We start from the raw sequence: 17,796 nt of genomic DNA, 5'->3' as shown, positions 1-17,796 counted from the left end.
TGTGGCGACGGATCTCCATGAGCTCGATGCCTGGGCCGTCGGCCTGCTCAATTCGCTGAGCCCGGCCGGGCGGCGAGTGCTTGCCGGCAACATCGCCCGCGAGCTGCGCCGCCAATCGCAGGCGCGAATCGCCGCGCAGGTCAATCCGGACGGCTCGGCCTACGAGCCGCGAAAGCCGCAAGTTCTCCGGCGTAAGCAAGGAAGCATCCGCCGCAAGATGTTCACGAAGCTGCGCACCTCCCGATATCTCAAAGCGCAGGGAAATGCCGACGGCGCCGTCGTGACGTTCGTCGGCCAGGTGCAACGCATGGCGCTCGTCCACCACTATGGCTTGCGCGACCGGGTGCAGAAAGACGGTCCCGTGGTGAAGTACGCCTCGCGCGAACTGCTCGGCATCTCAGAGACCGATCAATCGGCGCTGGCTGATCTCGTCATTGCACACGTTGCACGCTGACTTGTTGTGCCCGTGATCGGTACAACACCAACGGCGTGACGTCCTCCCGCGCGCGCGGCATCCTGCGCTCATGGATGCCGAACTCAATCGCCTTCTCGCCAATCTGATCTCCACGGGCACCGTGGAGGAAATCACCTTCCGCCCGCTGCGCGTGCGCGTCCTCGTCCGCGACCGCCTCACGGACTGGCTGCCGTGCATGCAGCCGGCCGCCGGGCGTGTGCGCATCTGGTCGCCGTTGAGCAAGGGCGAGCAGGTCACGGTCTTCTCACCGAGCGGCGAGACCGGCAACGGCATCGTGCTTCGCGGCCTGCCATCCGACCTCATTCCCTCCCCGTCCGAGAATCCCGACGAATTCCTGATCGGCTTTCCGGATGGCGCACGCGTCGTCTACAACCACGCCACCGGCGCACTAGGCGCCACCGGTGTGAAAACCGCCCACGTGCAGGGCAGCGAGCTTGCCACTGTCGACTTCCCGGAGGCCAAGTTCACCGGCAACGTCCACGTGGGCGGCACGCTGACCGTCGACAAGCTCCTGACCTACAACGGGGGCATGTCCGGCCAGGGCGGCCAGGGTGGAAAGACCGTCATCAGGGGCGACATCACGCACGAAGGCGGTGCGCTGTCGTCAAACGGCGTCGTCCTGGACTTGCACGATCACGGCGGGGTCCAGCGGGGCAGCGACAACACGGACGGTCCGAACAAATGACCTACCTCGGCATGAACAAGGCCACCGGCCGCGCGCTCTCCGATATCGAACACATCGAGCAATCCGTGGCCGACATTCTCTCCACGCCCATCGGATCGCGTGTCGAGCGCCATGAATACGGCTCACTGGTACCCGAGCTGCTCGACCAGCCGACCAATGATTACACGCGCATGCTGATTCAAGCCGCGTGCGTCATGGCCATCACCCGTTGGGAGCCGCGCCTGTCGCTGACGAGCCTCACGTTCAATGTCGGGACCGGCGAGAACGCTGGCAAAACCGTCGTTGACTTCGAGGCCGACCGTGTCGACGGTTCGCGCTCCGGCTCGCCTGTGAAGGCGAGCGTTGCCCTTGGACGAGGCGCTGCATGAGCGCGCTGGTCGACTTCTCGAAGCTCCCCTCTCCGACCGTTGTCGAGCAACTCGACTTCGAGTCGATCCTGGCCGAGCGCAAGGCCCGTTTGATCGAGCTGACCCCGGCCGACCAGCGCGAAGCGCTCGCGGCCACGCTCGAGCTGGAATCGGAACCCATCGTGAAACTGCTACAGGAGAACGCCTATCGCGAGATGATCTTGCGTCAGCGCGTGAACGAAGCGGCCGTGGCCGTCATGCTGCCATATGCGAAGGATGAAGACCTCGACAATCTGGTCGCGTTCTTTGAGGTGGAGCGCCTGACTATCGTTGAGCCTGACCCGACGGCCACTCCGCCAGTGGAAGGGGAATACGAAGAGGACGATGCACTGCTCGAGCGCGCGCAGAACGCGTTCGAAGGGCTCTCCATCGCCGGGCCGACGAAAGCGTATGAGTTTCACGCTCGCTCGGCTGACGGGCGCGTCGCGGACGCCTCATGTGTCAGCCCGGAGCCGTGCGAAGCCGTGATCACGGCGTTGGGCGTCGCCGACGACGGCAGCGTTCCAGAAGAAGCGCTCGCCGCGATCCGTGCCAAGCTGAGCGACGAGGACATTCGTCCCGTGGGCGACCGAGTGACCGTGCAGCCCGCGAGCGTCGCGTTCTACGAGATTGTCGCCGACTTGTACGTTGCCGATACCAGCCCCGAAAAGGCGCTTCTCCTGCCTGTCGCCCAGGCAAACGCGAAATCGTTCGCCAAATCGCGTCGACGCCTTGGATTGAGCATCTACCGGGCAAAGATAGACGCCGCGCTTGCCATTGAAGGCGTCGAGAATGTCACCATCGCGTCGCCGCCTCAGGACATTCCCCGTGACAAGACGCAGGCGGCGATCTGCACGGCCATCAAGTTGCGGCTGCTCGGCCCCGACGGTGTGGTGCTGGCGGAGTCGGCATGACAACCCCGTTGCTCCCTCCCAGCTCCACGCCGCTCGAGCGCGCGGCCGCCCGCGCCCTTGCGGAGATCACGCGTGTGCCGGTGCCGATCCGCGACCTGTGGAATATCCGCACCTGCCCCGTGCCGCTGCTGCCGTACCTCGCGTGGGCCGTTTCCGTCGACCGATGGGACGATGCGTGGCCCGAGGCGACGAAGCGCGAGGTCATCCGCAAGAGCTTCTGGCTGCACAAACGCAAGGGCACGATCACGTCCCTGCGCCGCGCTGTCGAACCGCTCGGGTACCTGATCGAGGTTATCGAGTGGTGGCAGCAAGCACCAGCCGCACGCCGAGGCACGTTCCGTCTGCGTGTCGGCGTGCTGGATACCGGCATCACCGATGAGATGTTCAACGAGCTGGTGCGCATCATCGACGACGTGAAGCCAGCAACTCGCCATCTCGTTGGCCTAGAGGTGAGCCTAGAGGTGCGAGGGAATCAGTTTTTCGGTGCCGCCACGACGCACGGACAAATCCTGACCGTCTACCCGTACACCCCTGAGTCTGTCCCTGTAAGCGGCCCGGCTTATGTGGGTGCCGCCACACATCTGATCTCAATTTTGACCGTATACCCATGAGCGCGACCTTCTATACCATCGCCACCGACATCGGGAACGCCAAGGAAGCGAACGCCATCGCCCTCGGCCTGCGCCGCAAGTTCGTGGCGCTGGCCGTCGGTGACGGCGGCGGCGACAACGCACCGATCCCCACGCCGAAGCCCAACCAAAAGGCACTACTCGGCGAATGGCGACGCGCGCCGCTCAATTCTCTGGAAGTCGATCCGAGGAATCCCTCTCAGTTGATCGCCGAACAGATCATCCCGGAGAACGAGGGCGGCAAGTGGATTCGCGAAATGGCCCTCATCGATGAGGATGGCGACATCTGCTACGTCTCCAACGCCCCGCCCACGTATAAGCCGAAACTCGCAGAAGGGTCGGGCCTGACCCAAGGCGTGCGGATGGTCATCATCGTCTCCAGCGTCGCCAACGTTGAACTGAAGATCGACCCGAGCGTCGTTCTGGCAACGCGCGAGTATGCCGACAAGGTGATCACGGTCGCGATGAAGGCCCACGCCGACGCCGACGATCCTCATCCGCAGTACGCCAAGAAGACGGCTGTCGCCAAATCCATCTCGGATGCGTTCGACGCGCATGTGAACGGCGAAGACCCGCACTCCCAGTACGCGCTGAAGGCCAAGACGCCGCTCGTCTTCTCGATTCTCGATCTGCCGACGAAGAATATCGGCCCGATCGCCGTCGCTGAGTGCGGCGAGATCTGGATCTGGTCGGCATCCAACTTCTTCACCGGTTATCGCTCCCCGCTATGTGGGCGCCCGGTGGACGGGCACACGCTTGTGCCCCTGGCGAGCGAGGTCGATGCCATGGGCGGGGTGGTGAGCAAGGCGGACTACTCGCGCCTTTGGGGATACGCGCAGGAGAACAACCTTGTGGTACCCCAGGCGACGTGGGACGGCAATCGCGGTGCGCACTACTTCGTGGATGTCAGCGGCACGCAATTTCGACTACCGGACCTGCGCAACATGTTCCGCCGTTACACCGGAACTGACGCTGACACTGCAAATGCGCGACGCTCGGACGCGGCACGAGCGCGAACTGAGCACACGCATCAACGCGTGTCATCGGCCGTCACGCCCGCAGTGTTTGAGGTCGCGAGACTTCCGCGCGTCATAACCTGTATTCGACGCGACAGCCGCCAGCGGCACTCGGAGCTCGCCGTAAACACTGCTTACGCACCGCGCATCCATGTGTACGTCCGCTTCACTGCAAATGCGACGCCGCTGGTCCTACAAGATCGACACCATCCGATCGCACCGTCACTCCGCACAGAACGGCACCAGCTTCCTCAACAGTGCGGTCAGCGGCGGCAACTTGGCGTCGTTTGCCTCCGGTAGCAGCGTGCTAAACACACCCGCGACGGATTACACCGGGACCGGGGAAACGGCACCGAAGCACACTGCCTACGCTCCCGAATTCATGTTTAAACATGGATGCGAGGCGCATAGGCCACGTTAGAGGGACGGGCCTCGGATGAGGTACGAATCACGCGTGAATTATCGAATTCCGAATTGACGAAAAGCTCCGACTGTCCAGCCGCGCGGTCGAAGTAAATCGGTGATCCGACGCTTTGGAACGGCCCGAAATACTCCAGTTTCTGACGCTCCCGACCTGGCCAACCACGCGTTGATCTGCATCACGTTGTGCCGTGCCGAGCGTTCGCATTTGCAGTGAAGCGGACGCTACACATGGATGCGCGGTGCGTAAGCAGTGTTTACGGCGAGCCTCCGAGTTGCCGCTGGCGGCTGTTACAGCGTTCGAATACAGGTTATTGACGCCGCCGGGAAGTCTCGCGGACCAATCAAACACCTGCGGCGTGACAGGCCGATAGACACAGCGTTGACCAAATGCGTGTGCTCCAAGTTCGCGCTCGATTGCCGCGTCCGAGCGTCGCGCATTTGCAGTGAAAGTACCTTTAGGAGAGAAGTAATGGAAAAAAAGACCGTATATCAGACCGACGAGCACGGGTTCTTCCTGTATTCGGCCACCGCGCACGAGTTGTACCTGTCGCCCGGCAACTTCAATGTGCCCTACGGCGCGGTCGAAGTGCAACCGCCGACCGTCGAAAGTGGCAAGGTGCCGATGTGGGATGGAGCAACGTGGTCGGTCGTGGAAGACCATCGCGACAAGACGCTTTATGTCGCTGAAAGCGGTCGTGAATACCAACTCGGCACCGCAATGGAAATTGACGGTGAAAGCGTCACCTATCTGGGCGGCGGTCCCATCCCGCCCTGGCTGACTCTGGACGCTCCACCGCCTGTCACCTCGGACACGATCTGACGTCTATGCATCGTCGCTCGCCCGAGCTTCCCGGATGCGGGCTATCTGCCGACGGCCGAGCGGGCTGCGCGCGAGCTTTCTTGCGAGCTCCCGGCCATCCGGATGGTAGTAGCGCAACAGCATGCGGGTGCTCTTATGGCCGCTTATCTTCGCGAGTTCGTGGAGCTGGAAGATTGGCGCAAGTACTGACGTCGCCTCGTGCCGGAGGTCATGCAGCCGGAGACCGGTGAAGAGCAGCGGGTTCGGGCGCCGCCCAAGCGATCGGCACAGATCCTCGTAGCGCGTGCGCGCCCGCGCCCGAGCCCGTATGAACGCACGCGTTGCTGCGCCCGGCGTCACTGTGAAGATCGGTCCGCGCTGCGGTCTGCCGGCGAGGTACTGTCGCAGTGTCTCCCGCGCCCAGGGAGTAAGCGGCACGTCTCTGGAAGTGCCGTTCTTCGTGTCAGGCAGATGCACAACGCCGTGAAGCAAGTCGACATGCTCGCGCCGCATGCTGCAGATCTCTGACCTGCGCATGGCCGTCTCAGCAGCCAGCGTCACAATAACCGGCAGTTCCCGCGATGACGTGGACTGGATAATCCACTCCAGCTCACTGCGAGGGCAGTCCTGCGCTGACACCCCGCGCATGCGGATTCGGCTGATCACTCTCCGATCGCGAGCGTCATCGACCGTCGGGCGGCGCACGAGTTGCACGGGGTTGGCCAGTTCCGTCCATCCCCAATCCTTCCGGGCCACGGTGTAGACGTGTGACAGAAAGGCAAGCCTTCGCACCACCGTGGCGGCTGCTCTCGCCTCGGCCCATTCGTCCCGCAGCGCAATGAGGTCAGTGTTCCTGATTCTGTCGATTGGCCGCCCCGCAATGCGGGTGGCCAGCCATGTCCTGGCGATAGACTGCTCGGCAGTCTGGCTCTTCTTGAGAGGCGACACCTCTGCGAGGTAACGCGAAATTGCAGCGGCGAGTGTGGGGGGCGTAGAGCGCCTTAGGCGGCTCTGCTTCATCGCGAGTTTCGACACGGGTACCGAGATGTTGGTGGCGCGTCGCCGACCGGTATGGCACCGAGATATTGCCGCGATTCGACCGGGCGGGCTGTACAGGTGTTGTGCCAGCCGAGACGACAACACTCGACGCGTGCGCCTCGCGCGGGCGTGAGAGATCCTGCAGGAAGCCCAACACCCGGTTGCGGGTACATTGGCAACGCTCGGGAACCGACCGGGCGGCGGCGTGCTGGGTGTTGGGAAAGACGCGGCGACGTGCCCGGTGCTGGAACATCGGACACGCCCCGCCCTCGCAGAGCATGCCTGCAAGTTTGGCAAGGCCGCGCCACCTGTCGACAGGCCGCGCAACCTTACCACAATAGTGCAAGGCTAATCCATGCAGGAAATCCGCTGCGGTTCGTGCAATCGCAAGCTCGGAGAAGGCGAGTACGTGCGCCTCTCCATCAAATGTGCCCGTTGCGGCACACTCAATTTTCTGAGGGCCGAGAGCCCCATACCAGCGCGCCACCGAGCGTCGGATATGAGGACACTCTCACATGAGCAACATCGCCCCCCCAGCACATTGCTGACTTTCAGAATCAGATCTTCCGCGAGGACGCTCTGAGCATCCTTCGCCAGCTCCCCGACCAGTGCATCGACCTGGTCTTCACCGATCCGCCCTACTCGTCCGGCGGGCTGCACAGCAGCTCTCGGGCACGCCCGCCCAGTGAGAAGTACATCAACAGCTCGTCGGGCGCCTACCCGGACTTCTCGCACGACAATAAGGACCAGCGCTCATGGACGTTTTGGTGCATGACCTGGCTCGGCGAGGCATTCCGTGTCACGAAGCCGGGCGGGTATCTCGTGTGCTTCGTCGACTGGCGGCAGTTGCCAAGTCTGACCGACGCCGTTCAGGGCGCCGGCTTCATCTGGCATGGCGTAGCCGTGTGGGACAAGACGCCGGGATGCGCGCGGCCGCGGCGCGGCGGCTTCTCTGCACAGGCCGAATACATGGTCTGGGCGTCGCGTGGCAGTCTTCCCAAGGATTCCAGCACGTTTTTGCCTGGCGTCTTCAACGAGCGCGTCCCGCGTCCGAAACAACACCTGACACAGAAGCCCGACGAATTGGCCCGTCAAGTCGTCCGGCTTGTTCCTCCCGGCTCCACCGTATTCGACCCGTTCGCCGGCAGCGGCACGTTTCTGAAAGCCGCGCGCGATGCCGGCCATTTCTGGATCGGGTGCGAGTTGGAACCGGCGTATCACGCGATGGCCACGGCACGTGTGGCGACCGACGCGGCCTGACACCGCGGGCGTGATCTGACCTTGCGTGCGCCGGGTGTTGTGTGAGCCTACGGCACAACACCCGGCGCGTGCTTCTCGCGCGAGCGCGAGCGATCCTACCGGCACGCTTTCCAACACCTCCGGAGGATCTGAATGGCCAGCGATTACCACCATGGCGTGCGCGTGCTCGAGCTGAACGACGGCACCCGCCCCATCCGTACCATCGAGACGGCCGTTATCGGCATGGTCTGCACGGCAGAAGACGCCGACGCGACCGAATACCCGCTTAACGTCCCTGTCCTGAAAACCAACGTGCAGGCCGCCATCGGCAAGGCGGGCACGAAGGGCACATTGGCGGCGTCGCTCGACGCGATTGCCGACCAGACCAACTGCGCCACGGTCATCGTGCGCGTCGCGGAAGGCAAGACGCCCGAAGAAACGACGAGTGCCATCATCGGCACGACCACCGCTGACGGCAAGTACACCGGCATGAAGGCGCTGCTCTCGGCGAAAAACAAGGTCGGTGTGCAGCCGCGCATTCTCGGCGTCCCGGGCTTCGACAGCCTTCCCGTCTCCACCGAGCTGACCGGGATCGCGCAGAAACTGCGCGCGTTCCAGTACGCGGCTGCATGGGAGTGCGCCACGAAAGAAGACGTCATCGCGTACCGCGAGAACTTTGGCGCTCGCGAGACGATGATCATCTGGCCCGACTTCGTGAGCTGGGACACGGTCGCGAATCGCGAAGCATCGGCATACGCAGTCGCCCGAGCGCTCGGCATGCGCGCCAAGATCGATAACGAGACGGGTTGGCACAAAACGCTCTCGAACGTGCCGGTCAACGGCGTGACGGGTATTTCGAAGGATGTCTTCTGGGATCTGCAAGACCCGTCGACCGACGCAGGCTTCCTGAACAGTCACGACGTGACCACGCTCATTAACCACCAAGGCTTCCGCTTTTGGGGTTCGCGCACCTGCTCGGCCGATCCGCTCTTCGCCTTTGAAAACTACACGCGCACCGCACAGATTCTCGCCGATACGATGGCCGAGGCGCATTTCTGGGCCGTCGATGGCCCGCTCAACCCATCCCTGGCCCGCGACATCATCGAAGGCGTCAACGCCAAGATGCGCTCGCTCGTCACGGCCGGATATCTGATTGGCGGTAGCGCCTGGTACGACGAAGCACCGAACACGAAGGAATCGCTCAAGTCGGGCAAGTTGTTCATCGACTACGACTACACACCGGTACCGCCGTTGGAAGATCTGTCGTTCCGCCAACGCATCACCGACCGCTATCTGGTCGACTTCGCGGCAAAGGTCGCGGCCGCAGCGTAACCATCACCCAGAGGACAAGAACATGGCATTGCCCAAGGTACTCAAATTCTTCAACACGTTTCAGGACGGTGAGAACTGGGTCGGCCTGACGCCTGAAGTCACGCTGCCCAAGCTCTCTCGCAAGATGGAGGCTTATCGCGCCGGGGGCATGCCCGGCGAAGTCGATCTCGATCTCGGCGTGGAGAAGCTCGAAGCGAAGATCACGTGGGGCGGTCTGATGACGTCCGCCATCAAGACCTTCGGCACCGCCAAGGTCGACGGCGTCCTGCTGCGCTTTGCCGGCTCCTACCAGGAAGACGGGGAAGGTACGACATCCAAGGTCGAAGCCATCATGCGCGGCCGGTACAAAGAGCTCGACCCCGGCAACGCCAAAGCCGGCGACAAGAGCGAGAACACCGGCACGCTCTCGCTCTCGTACTACAAGCTCACCGTCGACGGGGAGGTCGTCTACGAGATCGACATGGTCAACATGATCGAGAACGCGGGCGGCACCGATCGACTCGCCGAGCACAAGGCCAACATCGGTCTCTGATTTCACCCCGGCCAGCATGGCGCTGGCCTTCTCCCCCCTTTTTTTGAAAGCTGACTACTACCATGCGCGAAACCATTACCTTGGAAACTCCGATCAAGATCGGCAAAAGCGAAGTCTCGACGTTCCAGCTCCGTAAGCCTGGCGCCGGGGAGCTGCGCGGTGTGAACCTCTTCGAGCTGGCGCAAATGAATGTCGACGCGCTCATCAAAGTGCTGCCGCGCATCACCGCCCCCTCGTTGACCGAATACGAGGTCGCCGAGATGGACCCCGCTGACCTGATGCAATGCGGGCTGGTGGTGGCCGGTTTTTTGCTGCAGAAAGCCGCGAAGCCGGAAGCCTCCCCCTCGACGTCGAAGACGCCTTCGCCGACGTTGCAGTGATCTTCCCCTTCCAGCCGTCCACGCTTGACGGCTGGAGCCTCACCGACCTGATGAAGTGGCGCGAACGCGCCCGAGTACGTAGCGGAGCAGACAGCGAATGAGCGACGCAGGGCGCAAGCTGCAGTTGGAAGTCGTCTGGAAGACCATCGACCAGATGACTTCCAACACGCGCAAGATCCTCGGCACCAACAAGGAAGCCGCCCGCAGCCTCAAGGAGGTGCGCGATCGCCTCAAGGATCTGGAGAGGGCACAGCGCGAGGTTGGCGAATTCAGCAAGCTGCGCGCTGGCCTCGGCAAGACCTCGACGGAGCTGAAGGCGGCGCAGGAGAAGCTGCAGAAGCTATCGAGCGAGTTGCAACGGGCAGAGAAACCCAGCGACGCGCTCGCTAAACGTATGCAGGCGGCGTCCCGGTCTGTCACCGAACTGTCCCGGCGGCACGCTGACCAAAGCGAGCGTCTGTCCGTGCTTCGCCAGCGCATGGACGCCGCCGGGCGTGGCACGCAGACGCTCGCCTCTTACGAGAACAGCCTGCGTACCAGCATTGCCGGCGCCAACGCCGAGCTGACCGAGCAGAAGAACCGGCTCAATGCACTGCGGCAACAGGAAGAACGACTGAGCGCCGCGCGCGAGCGTCGCGACAAGCTGCGCTCCACGGCCGGGGCGTTGGCCGGCGCCGGCGTTGGCGCGACCGCCGCCGGCGCCGTGCTCGGCTCCCCGGTCAAGTCCGGCCTGCACGAGTCGAAGCACATGGCGACCGAGATGCAGCGCGTGCGTGCGCTGGGCCTGAACGACAAGGAGACGCAGGAGGCGATCGCGTTCGCCAAGCAGATGAAGACCTACGGCACCAGCCGCACCGAGAACGTCGAACTCATGCGCGACGCGCTGACGGTGTTCGCCGACGCCCACCACGCCGAGATGGTCACGCCGCTGCTCGCGAAGATGAAATTCGCCAACAAGGCGCTCTACGGGGCAGAAAAGGGCGAGGAGAACGACAGGAAGTTTATGGACATGCTCAAGGTCATCGAAATGCGCGGTGGCCTTGCCAGTGAAGCGGAGTTCGCCAAGCAGGCCAACATGGTGCAGCGCGTGCTGACGGCCACGGGCGGACGCGTCGGCCCGGAGGAGTGGCTCAACGTCATCAAGACGGGTGGCCTCGCCGCCAAAGGCATCGACGCCGACGGCTTCTACAACCAGCTCGAGCCGCTCGTGCAGGAAATGGGTGGCAACCGCGTCGGCACGGCGCTCATGAGCGCGTACCAGAACCTGTATCAGGGGCGCACGACGAAGCGCGTGGCGCAGAATCTCGACGCGCTCGGCCTGATCGGCGATCCGTCGAAGGTGAAGCACGACAAGACCGGCCAGCTCTCCTATCTGAACCCCGGTGCGCTCAAGGGCGCGGATCTGTTCCGCGCGAACCAATTCGAGTGGATGGAGCAGGTGCTGCTGCCGCAGCTCGCCGCCAAGGGCATCACCGAGAAGCAACAGGTGCTCGACGCCATCGGCGGCATTTTCTCCAACCGCACGGCGTCGAATCTCTTCTCGCAGATGTATCTGCAGCGTGACCAGATCCACAAGAATGCCAAGCTCAACCGGGGCGCGGCCGACATTGACACGCTCGACAAGCTCGCCAAAGACAACGCCAGCGGCGTAGAAGCCGAGAATCAGGCCAAGCTGCGTGACTTGATGCTGGAGATGGGCAATCAGGTGCTTCCGCTCTACGTGAGCGCCATGCAGATGCTGACGTCGTCTATCAAGGCTGTCACCGGGTTCATGGAGAAACACACGACGACAGCCAAGGTGCTGATGGTCGCGATGGCCGGCATTGCGGGCGTGCTGCTATTGCTCGGCCCGGCCATGCTCGCGGCCGCAGCCCTGCTCGGCCCCTTCGCCGTCCTGCGATTCGCGTTCCAGGCGGCGGGTATTCAGGGCGGCGTGCTGGCGACCAGCCTGCGCCTGGTCAGCTCCGCCTTCCGGTTCGTCGGCACCTCCATCATGTGGATGGGCCGCGCACTGCTCACGAATCCGCTGGGCATCGCACTTACGGCGCTGGCCGTTGCCGCCGTCCTGATCTACACCAACTGGGACAAGGTGAAGGCGTACTTCGTGGGGCTATGGGCCGAGATCCGGACGGCATTCTCGGGCGGTATTGGCGCCATCGCCTCGCTGCTGCTCAACTGGTCGCCGCTCGGCATGTTCTACCAGGCATTCGCCGGCGTGCTGAGCTGGTTCGGGATCGAGCTGCCGGGCAAGTTCACCGAATTCGGCCGCAACATGGTCATGGGCCTGGTCAACGGCATCACGGGCGCGTTCGGCGCGGCAAGAGATGCCGTCGTGGGGCTCGGCGACCGAACGATCGGGTGGTTCAAGGAAAAGCTCGGCATCCACTCGCCGAGCCGCGTGTTCGCCGAGCTGGGCGGCTTCACGACGGCGGGCCTCGAGCAGGGCATCACCGGCACGCAGGAAGGCCCCCTGTCCGCCGTGCGATCGCTTGCGCGGCAGCTCGCCGGAGCCGGGGTAGGAATCGCATTTGCCGCCAGCATGCCCGCCGCAGCCAACATCGCCTTCGATACGCGCCCGCCCATCGCGGCAAGCGCGGCCACGGCAACACCGGTGGCGGGCAATCACTACGAGATTCATCTGCACGCCGCGCCGGGCATGAGCGAAGCGCAGCTCATGCAAATGCTCGAGCGCAAGCTGCAAGAGCTGCAGCGTAGAGACGCAGCGCGCGTGCGCTCACGACTCACCGACCCGGATTGAGGTATTCACCATGATGATGGCTTACGGGCTGTTCGTGTTCACGCTGAGCACCGTGCCCTATCAGGAATTCAAGCGCCAGGTGAGCTGGCGCTTTGCATCGAACGCACGCATCGGCATGCGACCGTCTCGTCAGTTCCTCGGCCCCGATGAGGAGCCCATTACGTTAAGCGGCGTGCTGCTGCCCGAGCTGTCGGGCGGGCGCCTGTCGCTCAAGGTGCTCGAGCTGCTCGGCTCGCAAGGCAAAGCGTGGCCGCTCATCGAAGGCACGGGCACGATTTACGGCATGTACACGCTCGAGAGCCTGGAAACGACAAGCACGGTGTTCTTCAGCAACGGCACCCCGCGGCGCATCGAATTTACGGCGACCTTCAAACGCGCGGACAACTATGACCTTCGCCTGCTCGGCCTCGCCACCGGTCTCCTCGGCAACCTTGCGGGCGACGCCCTCGGAGGCGCCGGCGGACTCGTGGGCGGCGCGATAGGTGCGGCGGTGGGCGGCGTAGTGGGGAAGGCGCCGTGATGGAAGCGTTGGTAGACGCCGCCGGGCTGCTCGAAAAGGCCGTCGGCACGCAGGACGATCTGGTCCCGGTGCCGATCTACCGCATCAGGAAAGACGGCAAAGACATTACGGGCGCTTTCGATGGCCGCTTGATCAGTCTGCGGCTCGAAGAGAACCGCGGCTTCGAAGCCGATCGGCTCGACATCGAGCTGGATGACTCCGACGGTGCGCTCGAGCTGCCCTCGCGCGGCGCGAAGCTATCGGTAGCCATCGGCTGGAAACATGAGGGGCTGGTCGACAAGGGCTCTTTCACCGTTGACGAGATCACCCACGAAGGCCCGCCGGACCGCCTCATCATTCGCGCGCGCAGCGCCGATCTGCGCTCGGGTCTGACGACGAAGCGGGAGACGTCCTACCACGGCATCTCCGTACTGGATCTCGTCAACCTCATCGCCGGGCGGCACAATCTCGGCGCGATGGTGGCATCGGCTCTGGCCAACCAGTTGCTCTCGCATCTCGACCAGACGGGCGAGTCCGATGCGAGCCTGCTCACCCGCGTGGCGAAGATGTTCGATGCGATCGCCACAGTGAAAGCCGACAAGCTGCTGTTCACGAAGATTGGGCAGGCTGTCACAGCATCCGGCAAAGCCCTGTCCCCTGTCACGATCACACGGCAGACAGGTGACCGCCATCACTTCTCCGTGGCCGATCGTGAGTCATTCGACTCCGTGGTCGCCTACTATCAGGACACGCGCGCAGCGAAGAAGGGACAGGTTGTTGTCACCGCCGTGGCTGAGACGAGCTCGGCCCGTAGTTCCTCGAAAAAGAAAGGCAACGATCAGTCAGCACAAAAAGAGCCGCCAATCGTCGAACCCACCGGCAACACCAAGGAGCTGCGGCACACCTACGCGAGCAAGACAAATGCGTTGCGCGCCGCACGCGCGGAGTGGCAGCGGATTCAGCGGGGGGTGGCGAGCTTCTCGTGGACGTTGGCGCGGGGCAGGCCCGAGTTGTTCCCCGAGGTACCCGCGTCGGTACGAGGTTTCAAACCGCAGATCGATGGAACCGAGTGGCTCTTGGCCAGGGCCGTTCACGCGCTCGATGGCAATGGAGGTTTCACTACGGAACTCGAGCTGGAGATGAAGGCGACGGATGTGCCGGAAGAACAGGACTAACCTCTGGGTTTCCAACGACGAAAGGCACCGGCGAGTGCAGTTGCCTTCGAGCCATCGAACACTATTCGCTTGAGGATGGCGACTAGCACAGGCGCCATGTCTCGAACGAATGAAATCTGTGCGGACGTCGGCTTAACGCCGTGCACCCCCTGGTTGCAAATGAGCTGCACCTCCTGAATTGCTTCGCTCACATCCCCATTCAGGTGCCCCGCACTGGTCAGCGCCATAAGAAGCTCGCGGAAGGGCACCGGGCGCCGGAGTGGAGAAATGCCCATTTCCTCCGCGATGCGATTCAGCTCGAGTTCAAGGTTATATCTCGCGGCGAAGAGCATGCTCGTGTCGTCATCGATGGTCAGATCGACGTGTGACGATGGCCTTTCCGCCGCCATGTCCTTGGGCATTTCTTCCGTAGGGGGGCGGACGGAATACTTTGGGGCTGCTTCGCTCTCACGTTTCTTAAATATCTCGTCCACCGTGTTCTTTACCCGCGTCTCTAAGTCGGGCAACTCGGCGTCTGGTACCGGAGCCTGCTGGTTGAATTGAATTGTCGGGCTTATCGTATTGCTAACGCCAACGTACGTCCGCATCTCCGCTCGCATGTCGGAAATTTGTGCACCGATCGAACCCTTCAGTTCCTCGATTTCCGATTTTATGGTGACGCCCATCACAGAAACTTCGGTGAAAAGCGGAGCCAGAAGTAGGGCCATCCAGACGCCGAATACCACGATGTCGCCTGCAGTGGCCTCGCCGCTTAGGAGCGCGGGTAATCGCGCCCGCAGAAAATATCCGAGCATGATGGTCAATACCGCCCACCATACAATCTTCAACCAGTTTGGGAGCTTCATGCTTGTCGTTCTTATCCGGCCTATTGGCGTTGAAACATCCCTATTTGCGCGATGATGGCGAGCCAATGGTCTCCCAATGTGCCCCGCTACCATCCACGTTCGGAAGACACTCCCGCGTCTTGCTCCCAGCTACGGGCAGGACGCTACCCACAGAATAGATCCCGCTGCCGAAGTAGCACGCCTTACGTTCGAAACGCCCCTTCGCTTCGATGTGGCCTGTGTAGAACGCCGCTGCAACGCCAATGACACCAACGAACAACGCCGACATCGCGGCGCCCGCCCAAACGCGCGCCGCTCGTGCCTGACGTTCGACCAATCCGAGTTCGTCCGTCAACCCAATACAGCCCTGACAAGGGGCTGGATGGATATGAATCGCCTGAGCACCGGGAGCGCCGCACAACGCGCCATCCCCCTCTTCTGCTGCGTCGCCCTCGCTTGATGCATCGTCGCCGCCCTTCTCGAGCTCGTCGAGAAACGCCATCGTCGCGTGGAAATCAGTCTTGGGCAGCTCTCGGATTCGATTCACGCCAAAGTGCGTAAGGATGATGCGATAGACGTGAATTTTCTCTACGCCTCCGCGCTCGGCGATCTGTGCCACCTTCGCGCCGATGGCCTTTCGCTGCAGTTCAGTGATCGGTGCCGGCGGTTCCGGTGGTGCTGCACCGTGGATCGTGATGATGTTGCTCTGCGTCGGGCCGTTCGTGTGATTGACGATGCTTTCACCCGCCACCTGACCGATGTCACTGTGGAAATTCTGCTCGTTCTTCTGCTCGCTCATAACCCCGAATCCTTGCCCCGCATTTTTCAGCGTGTGCGCGGGGCCCGTCTGGTCAACGACTACTTTTTCTTCTTAGAACCGCCAACGGTGAAGGCCTGCGGCGCTGTCACGTTGCCCGTGATCTGCTGGCCGATGTTTACCCCACTGTGAAAATTCTGCTGGACCTTTGCTGGCGCCGCGCCGCCGATCAGCGCCCCGAGTGCCGCCGCTTTGAGCGCGTCCGACGCCTCCCGATATCGGCGAAGCAGTTCGGCCTCGTCCGAAGGAAGGCTACCGGGGTCGCAACGCCCAGTGAGCACAAAAAGCACGTCGACGCCGAGTGAAGCAACCGCCGCCAAATAGTCGGAATCGGGCTTCCGCGACCCGTTCTCGTAATTGAGCTGTGCGTAACGTTTCACGCCACCGTGCGCCGCAAACTCTTCTTGGTTAAGCCCGAGACGTTTGCGCTCCTGCTTTAAGCGCTCACCTAATGTTGTCATCCGATAACAATTTGTTTGACATGTGCTCAAACGAGCACTAATATCGAGCTTGTTCATAGCTTCGATCCCGAGTATATCGCCATGCCGACATGCGCAAAACCTGCGCGTCGCTATTCCCCCCGCGGAATACGCGTGCATGTGGTTTCAATCTCGCTCACAGATCCCGAGAAGGCGATCGTGGATGCCTTCGCTTCCGAGGCATTTCCGGGACAGGTTCTGGCCTTCACCTATGCCGGCCGCGTTCTGGTTCGTACAGCCCTCGCGCTGCGCGACCGAAACCCCAATTTGTTCGCCAACGTCATCGCAGACATTAAGTCTCGCGACGATCAACAGCACGCAAGATCCGTTGAGGGACGATGAGCAATGAAAAAGCAGCCTGTTCGAATCGAGCACGCTCTGCGTCGCGCACTTACCGGCCCTGGCCGGCAGAACGCCATGGCGGCCGTGGGTTGGGACGAATCGCAGGTAAGCCGCTTCTTGAGCGGTGGACAGGGCATTGTCATCGACAAGATCGATGCACTGTTCTCTTCGTCCGGCTATCGGCTGGTCAGTGATCGGTATTTCGAAGCAATTACGACCCTGTGCAAGGTCGGCGCGCATTGTGAGTGCGCTCGGCGTGGGTTGGGTGAGTGTGGTCTGGATGTCGGGGATGAGGCATGAAAGCAGTACGTCAGAAAAAGCAGCAAGTCAGAAAGAAATTCCGTCTCCGCAGGGTTCGGAGCGTGCAACGGCAGCCGCGCAGGCCGTCGGCACGGAACCCAGCATTCAAGTGCCCACACTGCGGGAAGCCGATGCAGGTGCGGACAAGTCGCATGCTGTCGCTCATGATGAAGGAGATCTACTTCCAGTGCGTCAACGTGCCTGATTGTTGCTTCACGTCGAAGGGCTTCCTGGAGCTCGCCGTGACGCTCACTCCAAGTCAGAACCCGAACCCTTTGGTCTACCTCCCGGTCGGCAAAACCAAGATCCTCCCGCAGGATCACCGACAGATGGACCTGCTCGCGGATTCCAACGCGGCACAGCCCACCGGCACCTAGCCGCTTCACCTTTTCACCGCAGTTTCCCCTCGCATCGCGCCCCTGCGGCGCGAGGGGATTTTTTTACCCAAATTTCCTTGAACGGGAGGCTGCAAAGCATGAGTAAGAACGCTGTTCCGGCCGACGAGCTGCGCCGCGTACAACGCGCGATGGGCCTGGACGATACCCCAGTAGAAGCCCTCACCCCGTTCATGCGTACCACTTTGGCAGTCGTCGCCCGCTGCGCCCTGAACCGGCCCGCCGTGCCTCTGCCGTCACCCCGCGAGATCTCCCGCGTCGACGTGAAACGTCTGGCTGCCGGCGACCGCGATTAACCGTAGCAGGAGCAATCATGCGCCATCGCAATTCCCGTTGTGACCTGATCCACCGCTCTGCCC

At 62.5% G+C, this 17,796-nt stretch carries 24 protein-coding genes; 20 read left to right on the top strand and 4 right to left on the bottom strand.

Annotated elements, in window-relative coordinates; translation table 11 throughout:
* The first annotated feature begins 1 nt into the window (after window position 1).
* The 7 genes from LV28_RS26235 (at window position 2) to LV28_RS26205 (ending at window position 5,348) form a co-directional block, all read left to right on the top strand.
* Window positions 2-454, top strand: a complete 453-nt coding sequence (locus LV28_RS26235; protein WP_038619018.1) for a phage virion morphogenesis protein — start codon at window positions 2-4, stop codon at window positions 452-454.
* Between the two features lie 70 nt (window positions 455-524).
* Window positions 525-1,160: a phage baseplate assembly protein V gene (locus LV28_RS26230; protein ID WP_038619020.1), complete on the top strand. Its 636-nt coding sequence runs from the start codon at window positions 525-527 to the stop codon at window positions 1,158-1,160.
* On the top strand, window positions 1,157-1,528 hold the full coding sequence (locus LV28_RS26225) for a GPW/gp25 family protein (protein ID WP_038619027.1): 372 nt from the start codon (window positions 1,157-1,159) through the stop codon (window positions 1,526-1,528). Before LV28_RS26230 ends, LV28_RS26225 begins: the two co-directional genes overlap by 4 nt.
* On the top strand, window positions 1,525-2,460 hold the full coding sequence (locus LV28_RS26220; RefSeq protein WP_038619029.1) for a baseplate J/gp47 family protein: 936 nt from the start codon (window positions 1,525-1,527) through the stop codon (window positions 2,458-2,460). Before LV28_RS26225 ends, LV28_RS26220 begins: the two co-directional genes overlap by 4 nt.
* Entirely contained in the window at window positions 2,457-3,071 is a 615-nt protein-coding gene (locus LV28_RS26215) for a phage tail protein I (RefSeq protein WP_038619035.1), read from the top strand. The genes LV28_RS26220 and LV28_RS26215 overlap by 4 nt, the downstream gene beginning before the upstream one ends.
* Window positions 3,068-4,405: a phage tail protein gene (locus LV28_RS49125; protein ID WP_218918588.1), complete on the top strand. Its 1,338-nt coding sequence runs from the start codon at window positions 3,068-3,070 to the stop codon at window positions 4,403-4,405. The genes LV28_RS26215 and LV28_RS49125 overlap by 4 nt, the downstream gene beginning before the upstream one ends.
* Before the next feature lie 592 nt (window positions 4,406-4,997).
* On the top strand, window positions 4,998-5,348 hold the full coding sequence (locus LV28_RS26205) for a hypothetical protein (RefSeq protein WP_038619042.1): 351 nt from the start codon (window positions 4,998-5,000) through the stop codon (window positions 5,346-5,348).
* Between the two features lie 3 nt (window positions 5,349-5,351).
* Here the strand turns inward: LV28_RS26205 and LV28_RS26200 are convergent, their stop codons facing one another.
* Window positions 5,352-6,347, bottom strand: a complete 996-nt coding sequence (locus tag LV28_RS26200) for a tyrosine-type recombinase/integrase (RefSeq protein WP_038619044.1) — start codon at window positions 6,345-6,347, stop codon at window positions 5,352-5,354.
* 373 nt (window positions 6,348-6,720) lie between these two features.
* Here LV28_RS26200 and LV28_RS48240 point away from each other — a divergent pair, with 373 nt between their 5' ends.
* The 9 genes from LV28_RS48240 to LV28_RS26165 all read left to right on the top strand — a co-directional run bounded on the left by LV28_RS48240 (window position 6,721) and on the right by LV28_RS26165 (window position 14,280).
* Window positions 6,721-6,948, top strand: a complete 228-nt coding sequence (locus tag LV28_RS48240; protein ID WP_081326795.1) for a Com family DNA-binding transcriptional regulator — start codon at window positions 6,721-6,723, stop codon at window positions 6,946-6,948.
* On the top strand, window positions 6,906-7,625 hold the full coding sequence (locus LV28_RS26195; protein WP_038619050.1) for a DNA-methyltransferase: 720 nt from the start codon (window positions 6,906-6,908) through the stop codon (window positions 7,623-7,625). The genes LV28_RS48240 and LV28_RS26195 overlap by 43 nt, the downstream gene beginning before the upstream one ends.
* Before the next feature lie 132 nt (window positions 7,626-7,757).
* Complete coding sequence (locus LV28_RS26190) at window positions 7,758-8,936, top strand: phage tail sheath protein (RefSeq protein WP_038619053.1); 1,179 nt, start codon at window positions 7,758-7,760, stop codon at window positions 8,934-8,936.
* A 22-nt stretch (window positions 8,937-8,958) separates the two neighbouring features.
* A complete protein-coding gene (locus LV28_RS26185) occupies window positions 8,959-9,468 on the top strand; it encodes a phage major tail tube protein (RefSeq protein ID WP_038619056.1) in 510 nt (169 codons plus the stop codon).
* Window positions 9,469-9,530: 62 nt separating this feature from the next.
* The gene (locus LV28_RS26180) at window positions 9,531-9,848 is read left to right on the top strand and encodes a phage tail assembly protein (protein ID WP_048806470.1); all 318 of its coding nucleotides are present in this window, start codon (window positions 9,531-9,533) and stop codon (window positions 9,846-9,848) included.
* Window positions 9,845-9,949, top strand: a complete 105-nt coding sequence (locus tag LV28_RS49210) for a GpE family phage tail protein (RefSeq protein WP_255315191.1) — start codon at window positions 9,845-9,847, stop codon at window positions 9,947-9,949. Before LV28_RS26180 ends, LV28_RS49210 begins: the two co-directional genes overlap by 4 nt.
* On the top strand, window positions 9,946-12,606 hold the full coding sequence (locus tag LV28_RS26175; RefSeq protein WP_038619059.1) for a phage tail tape measure protein: 2,661 nt from the start codon (window positions 9,946-9,948) through the stop codon (window positions 12,604-12,606). Before LV28_RS49210 ends, LV28_RS26175 begins: the two co-directional genes overlap by 4 nt.
* Before the next feature lie 10 nt (window positions 12,607-12,616).
* On the top strand, window positions 12,617-13,126 hold the full coding sequence (locus LV28_RS26170; protein ID WP_038619062.1) for a phage tail protein: 510 nt from the start codon (window positions 12,617-12,619) through the stop codon (window positions 13,124-13,126).
* The gene (locus LV28_RS26165; protein ID WP_038619065.1) at window positions 13,126-14,280 is read left to right on the top strand and encodes a phage late control D family protein; all 1,155 of its coding nucleotides are present in this window, start codon (window positions 13,126-13,128) and stop codon (window positions 14,278-14,280) included. The genes LV28_RS26170 and LV28_RS26165 overlap by 1 nt, the downstream gene beginning before the upstream one ends.
* Here LV28_RS26165 and LV28_RS26160 read toward each other — a convergent pair.
* The 3 genes from LV28_RS26160 to LV28_RS26150 are packed head-to-tail and all read right to left on the bottom strand — an operon-like array spanning window position 14,277 to window position 16,439.
* Window positions 14,277-15,125, bottom strand: coding sequence for a hypothetical protein (locus LV28_RS26160; protein ID WP_038619068.1), 849 nt, complete (start codon window positions 15,123-15,125; stop codon window positions 14,277-14,279). The genes LV28_RS26165 and LV28_RS26160 overlap by 4 nt on opposite strands.
* 40 nt (window positions 15,126-15,165) lie before the next feature.
* Window positions 15,166-15,903 (bottom strand): hypothetical protein, encoded by a 738-nt coding sequence (locus LV28_RS26155; protein ID WP_038619071.1) that lies wholly within the window; start codon window positions 15,901-15,903, stop codon window positions 15,166-15,168.
* 59 nt (window positions 15,904-15,962) lie between these two features.
* Entirely contained in the window at window positions 15,963-16,439 is a 477-nt protein-coding gene (locus LV28_RS26150; RefSeq protein ID WP_255315192.1) for a helix-turn-helix domain-containing protein, read from the bottom strand.
* A gap of 120 nt (window positions 16,440-16,559) precedes the next feature.
* On the opposite strand from LV28_RS26150, the gene LV28_RS48610 reads away from it, so the two are divergent.
* From LV28_RS48610 to LV28_RS26135, 4 genes are all read left to right on the top strand, one after another.
* On the top strand, window positions 16,560-16,742 hold the full coding sequence (locus LV28_RS48610; protein ID WP_155765745.1) for a hypothetical protein: 183 nt from the start codon (window positions 16,560-16,562) through the stop codon (window positions 16,740-16,742).
* Window positions 16,743-16,745: 3 nt separating this feature from the next.
* Window positions 16,746-17,042 carry a hypothetical protein gene (locus tag LV28_RS26145; RefSeq protein WP_038619076.1) on the top strand — a complete coding sequence of 99 codons (297 nt, stop codon included), beginning with the start codon at window positions 16,746-16,748 and terminating at the stop codon, window positions 17,040-17,042.
* Entirely contained in the window at window positions 17,039-17,419 is a 381-nt protein-coding gene (locus LV28_RS48230) for an Ogr/Delta-like zinc finger protein (protein WP_081326793.1), read from the top strand. The genes LV28_RS26145 and LV28_RS48230 overlap by 4 nt, the downstream gene beginning before the upstream one ends.
* Window positions 17,420-17,517: 98 nt before the next feature.
* Window positions 17,518-17,733 (top strand): hypothetical protein, encoded by a 216-nt coding sequence (locus tag LV28_RS26135; protein WP_038619083.1) that lies wholly within the window; start codon window positions 17,518-17,520, stop codon window positions 17,731-17,733.
* Window positions 17,734-17,796 lie beyond the last annotated feature (63 nt).

This window comes from Pandoraea pnomenusa, from assembly GCF_000767615.3.
Taxonomy (GTDB): domain Bacteria; phylum Pseudomonadota; class Gammaproteobacteria; order Burkholderiales; family Burkholderiaceae; genus Pandoraea; species Pandoraea pnomenusa.
This window is presented reverse-complemented; position numbering and strand designations above follow the sequence as displayed.

Bases quoted from the DNA above. Each gene is read 5' to 3' on its own strand.
- LV28_RS26160 (WP_038619068.1), bottom strand. From the start codon at position 15,125: ATGAAGCTCCCAAACTGGTTGAAGATTGTATGGTGGGCGGTATTGACC.
- LV28_RS26215 (WP_038619035.1), top strand. From the start codon at position 2,457: ATGACAACCCCGTTGCTCCCTCCCAGCTCCACGCCGCTCGAGCGCGCG.
- LV28_RS26190 (WP_038619053.1), top strand. From the start codon at position 7,758: ATGGCCAGCGATTACCACCATGGCGTGCGCGTGCTCGAGCTGAACGAC.
- LV28_RS26165 (WP_038619065.1), top strand. From the start codon at position 13,126: ATGGAAGCGTTGGTAGACGCCGCCGGGCTGCTCGAAAAGGCCGTCGGC.
- LV28_RS26180 (WP_048806470.1), top strand. From the start codon at position 9,531: ATGCGCGAAACCATTACCTTGGAAACTCCGATCAAGATCGGCAAAAGC.
- LV28_RS48230 (WP_081326793.1), top strand. From the start codon at position 17,039: ATGAAAGCAGTACGTCAGAAAAAGCAGCAAGTCAGAAAGAAATTCCGT.
- LV28_RS26185 (WP_038619056.1), top strand. From the start codon at position 8,959: ATGGCATTGCCCAAGGTACTCAAATTCTTCAACACGTTTCAGGACGGT.
- LV28_RS26200 (WP_038619044.1), bottom strand. From the start codon at position 6,347: ATGAAGCAGAGCCGCCTAAGGCGCTCTACGCCCCCCACACTCGCCGCT.
- LV28_RS26155 (WP_038619071.1), bottom strand. From the start codon at position 15,903: ATGAGCGAGCAGAAGAACGAGCAGAATTTCCACAGTGACATCGGTCAG.
- LV28_RS26135 (WP_038619083.1), top strand. From the start codon at position 17,518: ATGAGTAAGAACGCTGTTCCGGCCGACGAGCTGCGCCGCGTACAACGC.
- LV28_RS26175 (WP_038619059.1), top strand. From the start codon at position 9,946: ATGAGCGACGCAGGGCGCAAGCTGCAGTTGGAAGTCGTCTGGAAGACC.
- LV28_RS26145 (WP_038619076.1), top strand. From the start codon at position 16,746: ATGAAAAAGCAGCCTGTTCGAATCGAGCACGCTCTGCGTCGCGCACTT.
- LV28_RS26225 (WP_038619027.1), top strand. From the start codon at position 1,157: ATGACCTACCTCGGCATGAACAAGGCCACCGGCCGCGCGCTCTCCGAT.
- LV28_RS26220 (WP_038619029.1), top strand. From the start codon at position 1,525: ATGAGCGCGCTGGTCGACTTCTCGAAGCTCCCCTCTCCGACCGTTGTC.
- LV28_RS49125 (WP_218918588.1), top strand. From the start codon at position 3,068: ATGAGCGCGACCTTCTATACCATCGCCACCGACATCGGGAACGCCAAG.
- LV28_RS26150 (WP_255315192.1), bottom strand. From the start codon at position 16,439: ATGAACAAGCTCGATATTAGTGCTCGTTTGAGCACATGTCAAACAAAT.
- LV28_RS26205 (WP_038619042.1), top strand. From the start codon at position 4,998: ATGGAAAAAAAGACCGTATATCAGACCGACGAGCACGGGTTCTTCCTG.
- LV28_RS26170 (WP_038619062.1), top strand. From the start codon at position 12,617: ATGATGATGGCTTACGGGCTGTTCGTGTTCACGCTGAGCACCGTGCCC.
- LV28_RS48240 (WP_081326795.1), top strand. From the start codon at position 6,721: ATGCAGGAAATCCGCTGCGGTTCGTGCAATCGCAAGCTCGGAGAAGGC.
- LV28_RS26230 (WP_038619020.1), top strand. From the start codon at position 525: ATGGATGCCGAACTCAATCGCCTTCTCGCCAATCTGATCTCCACGGGC.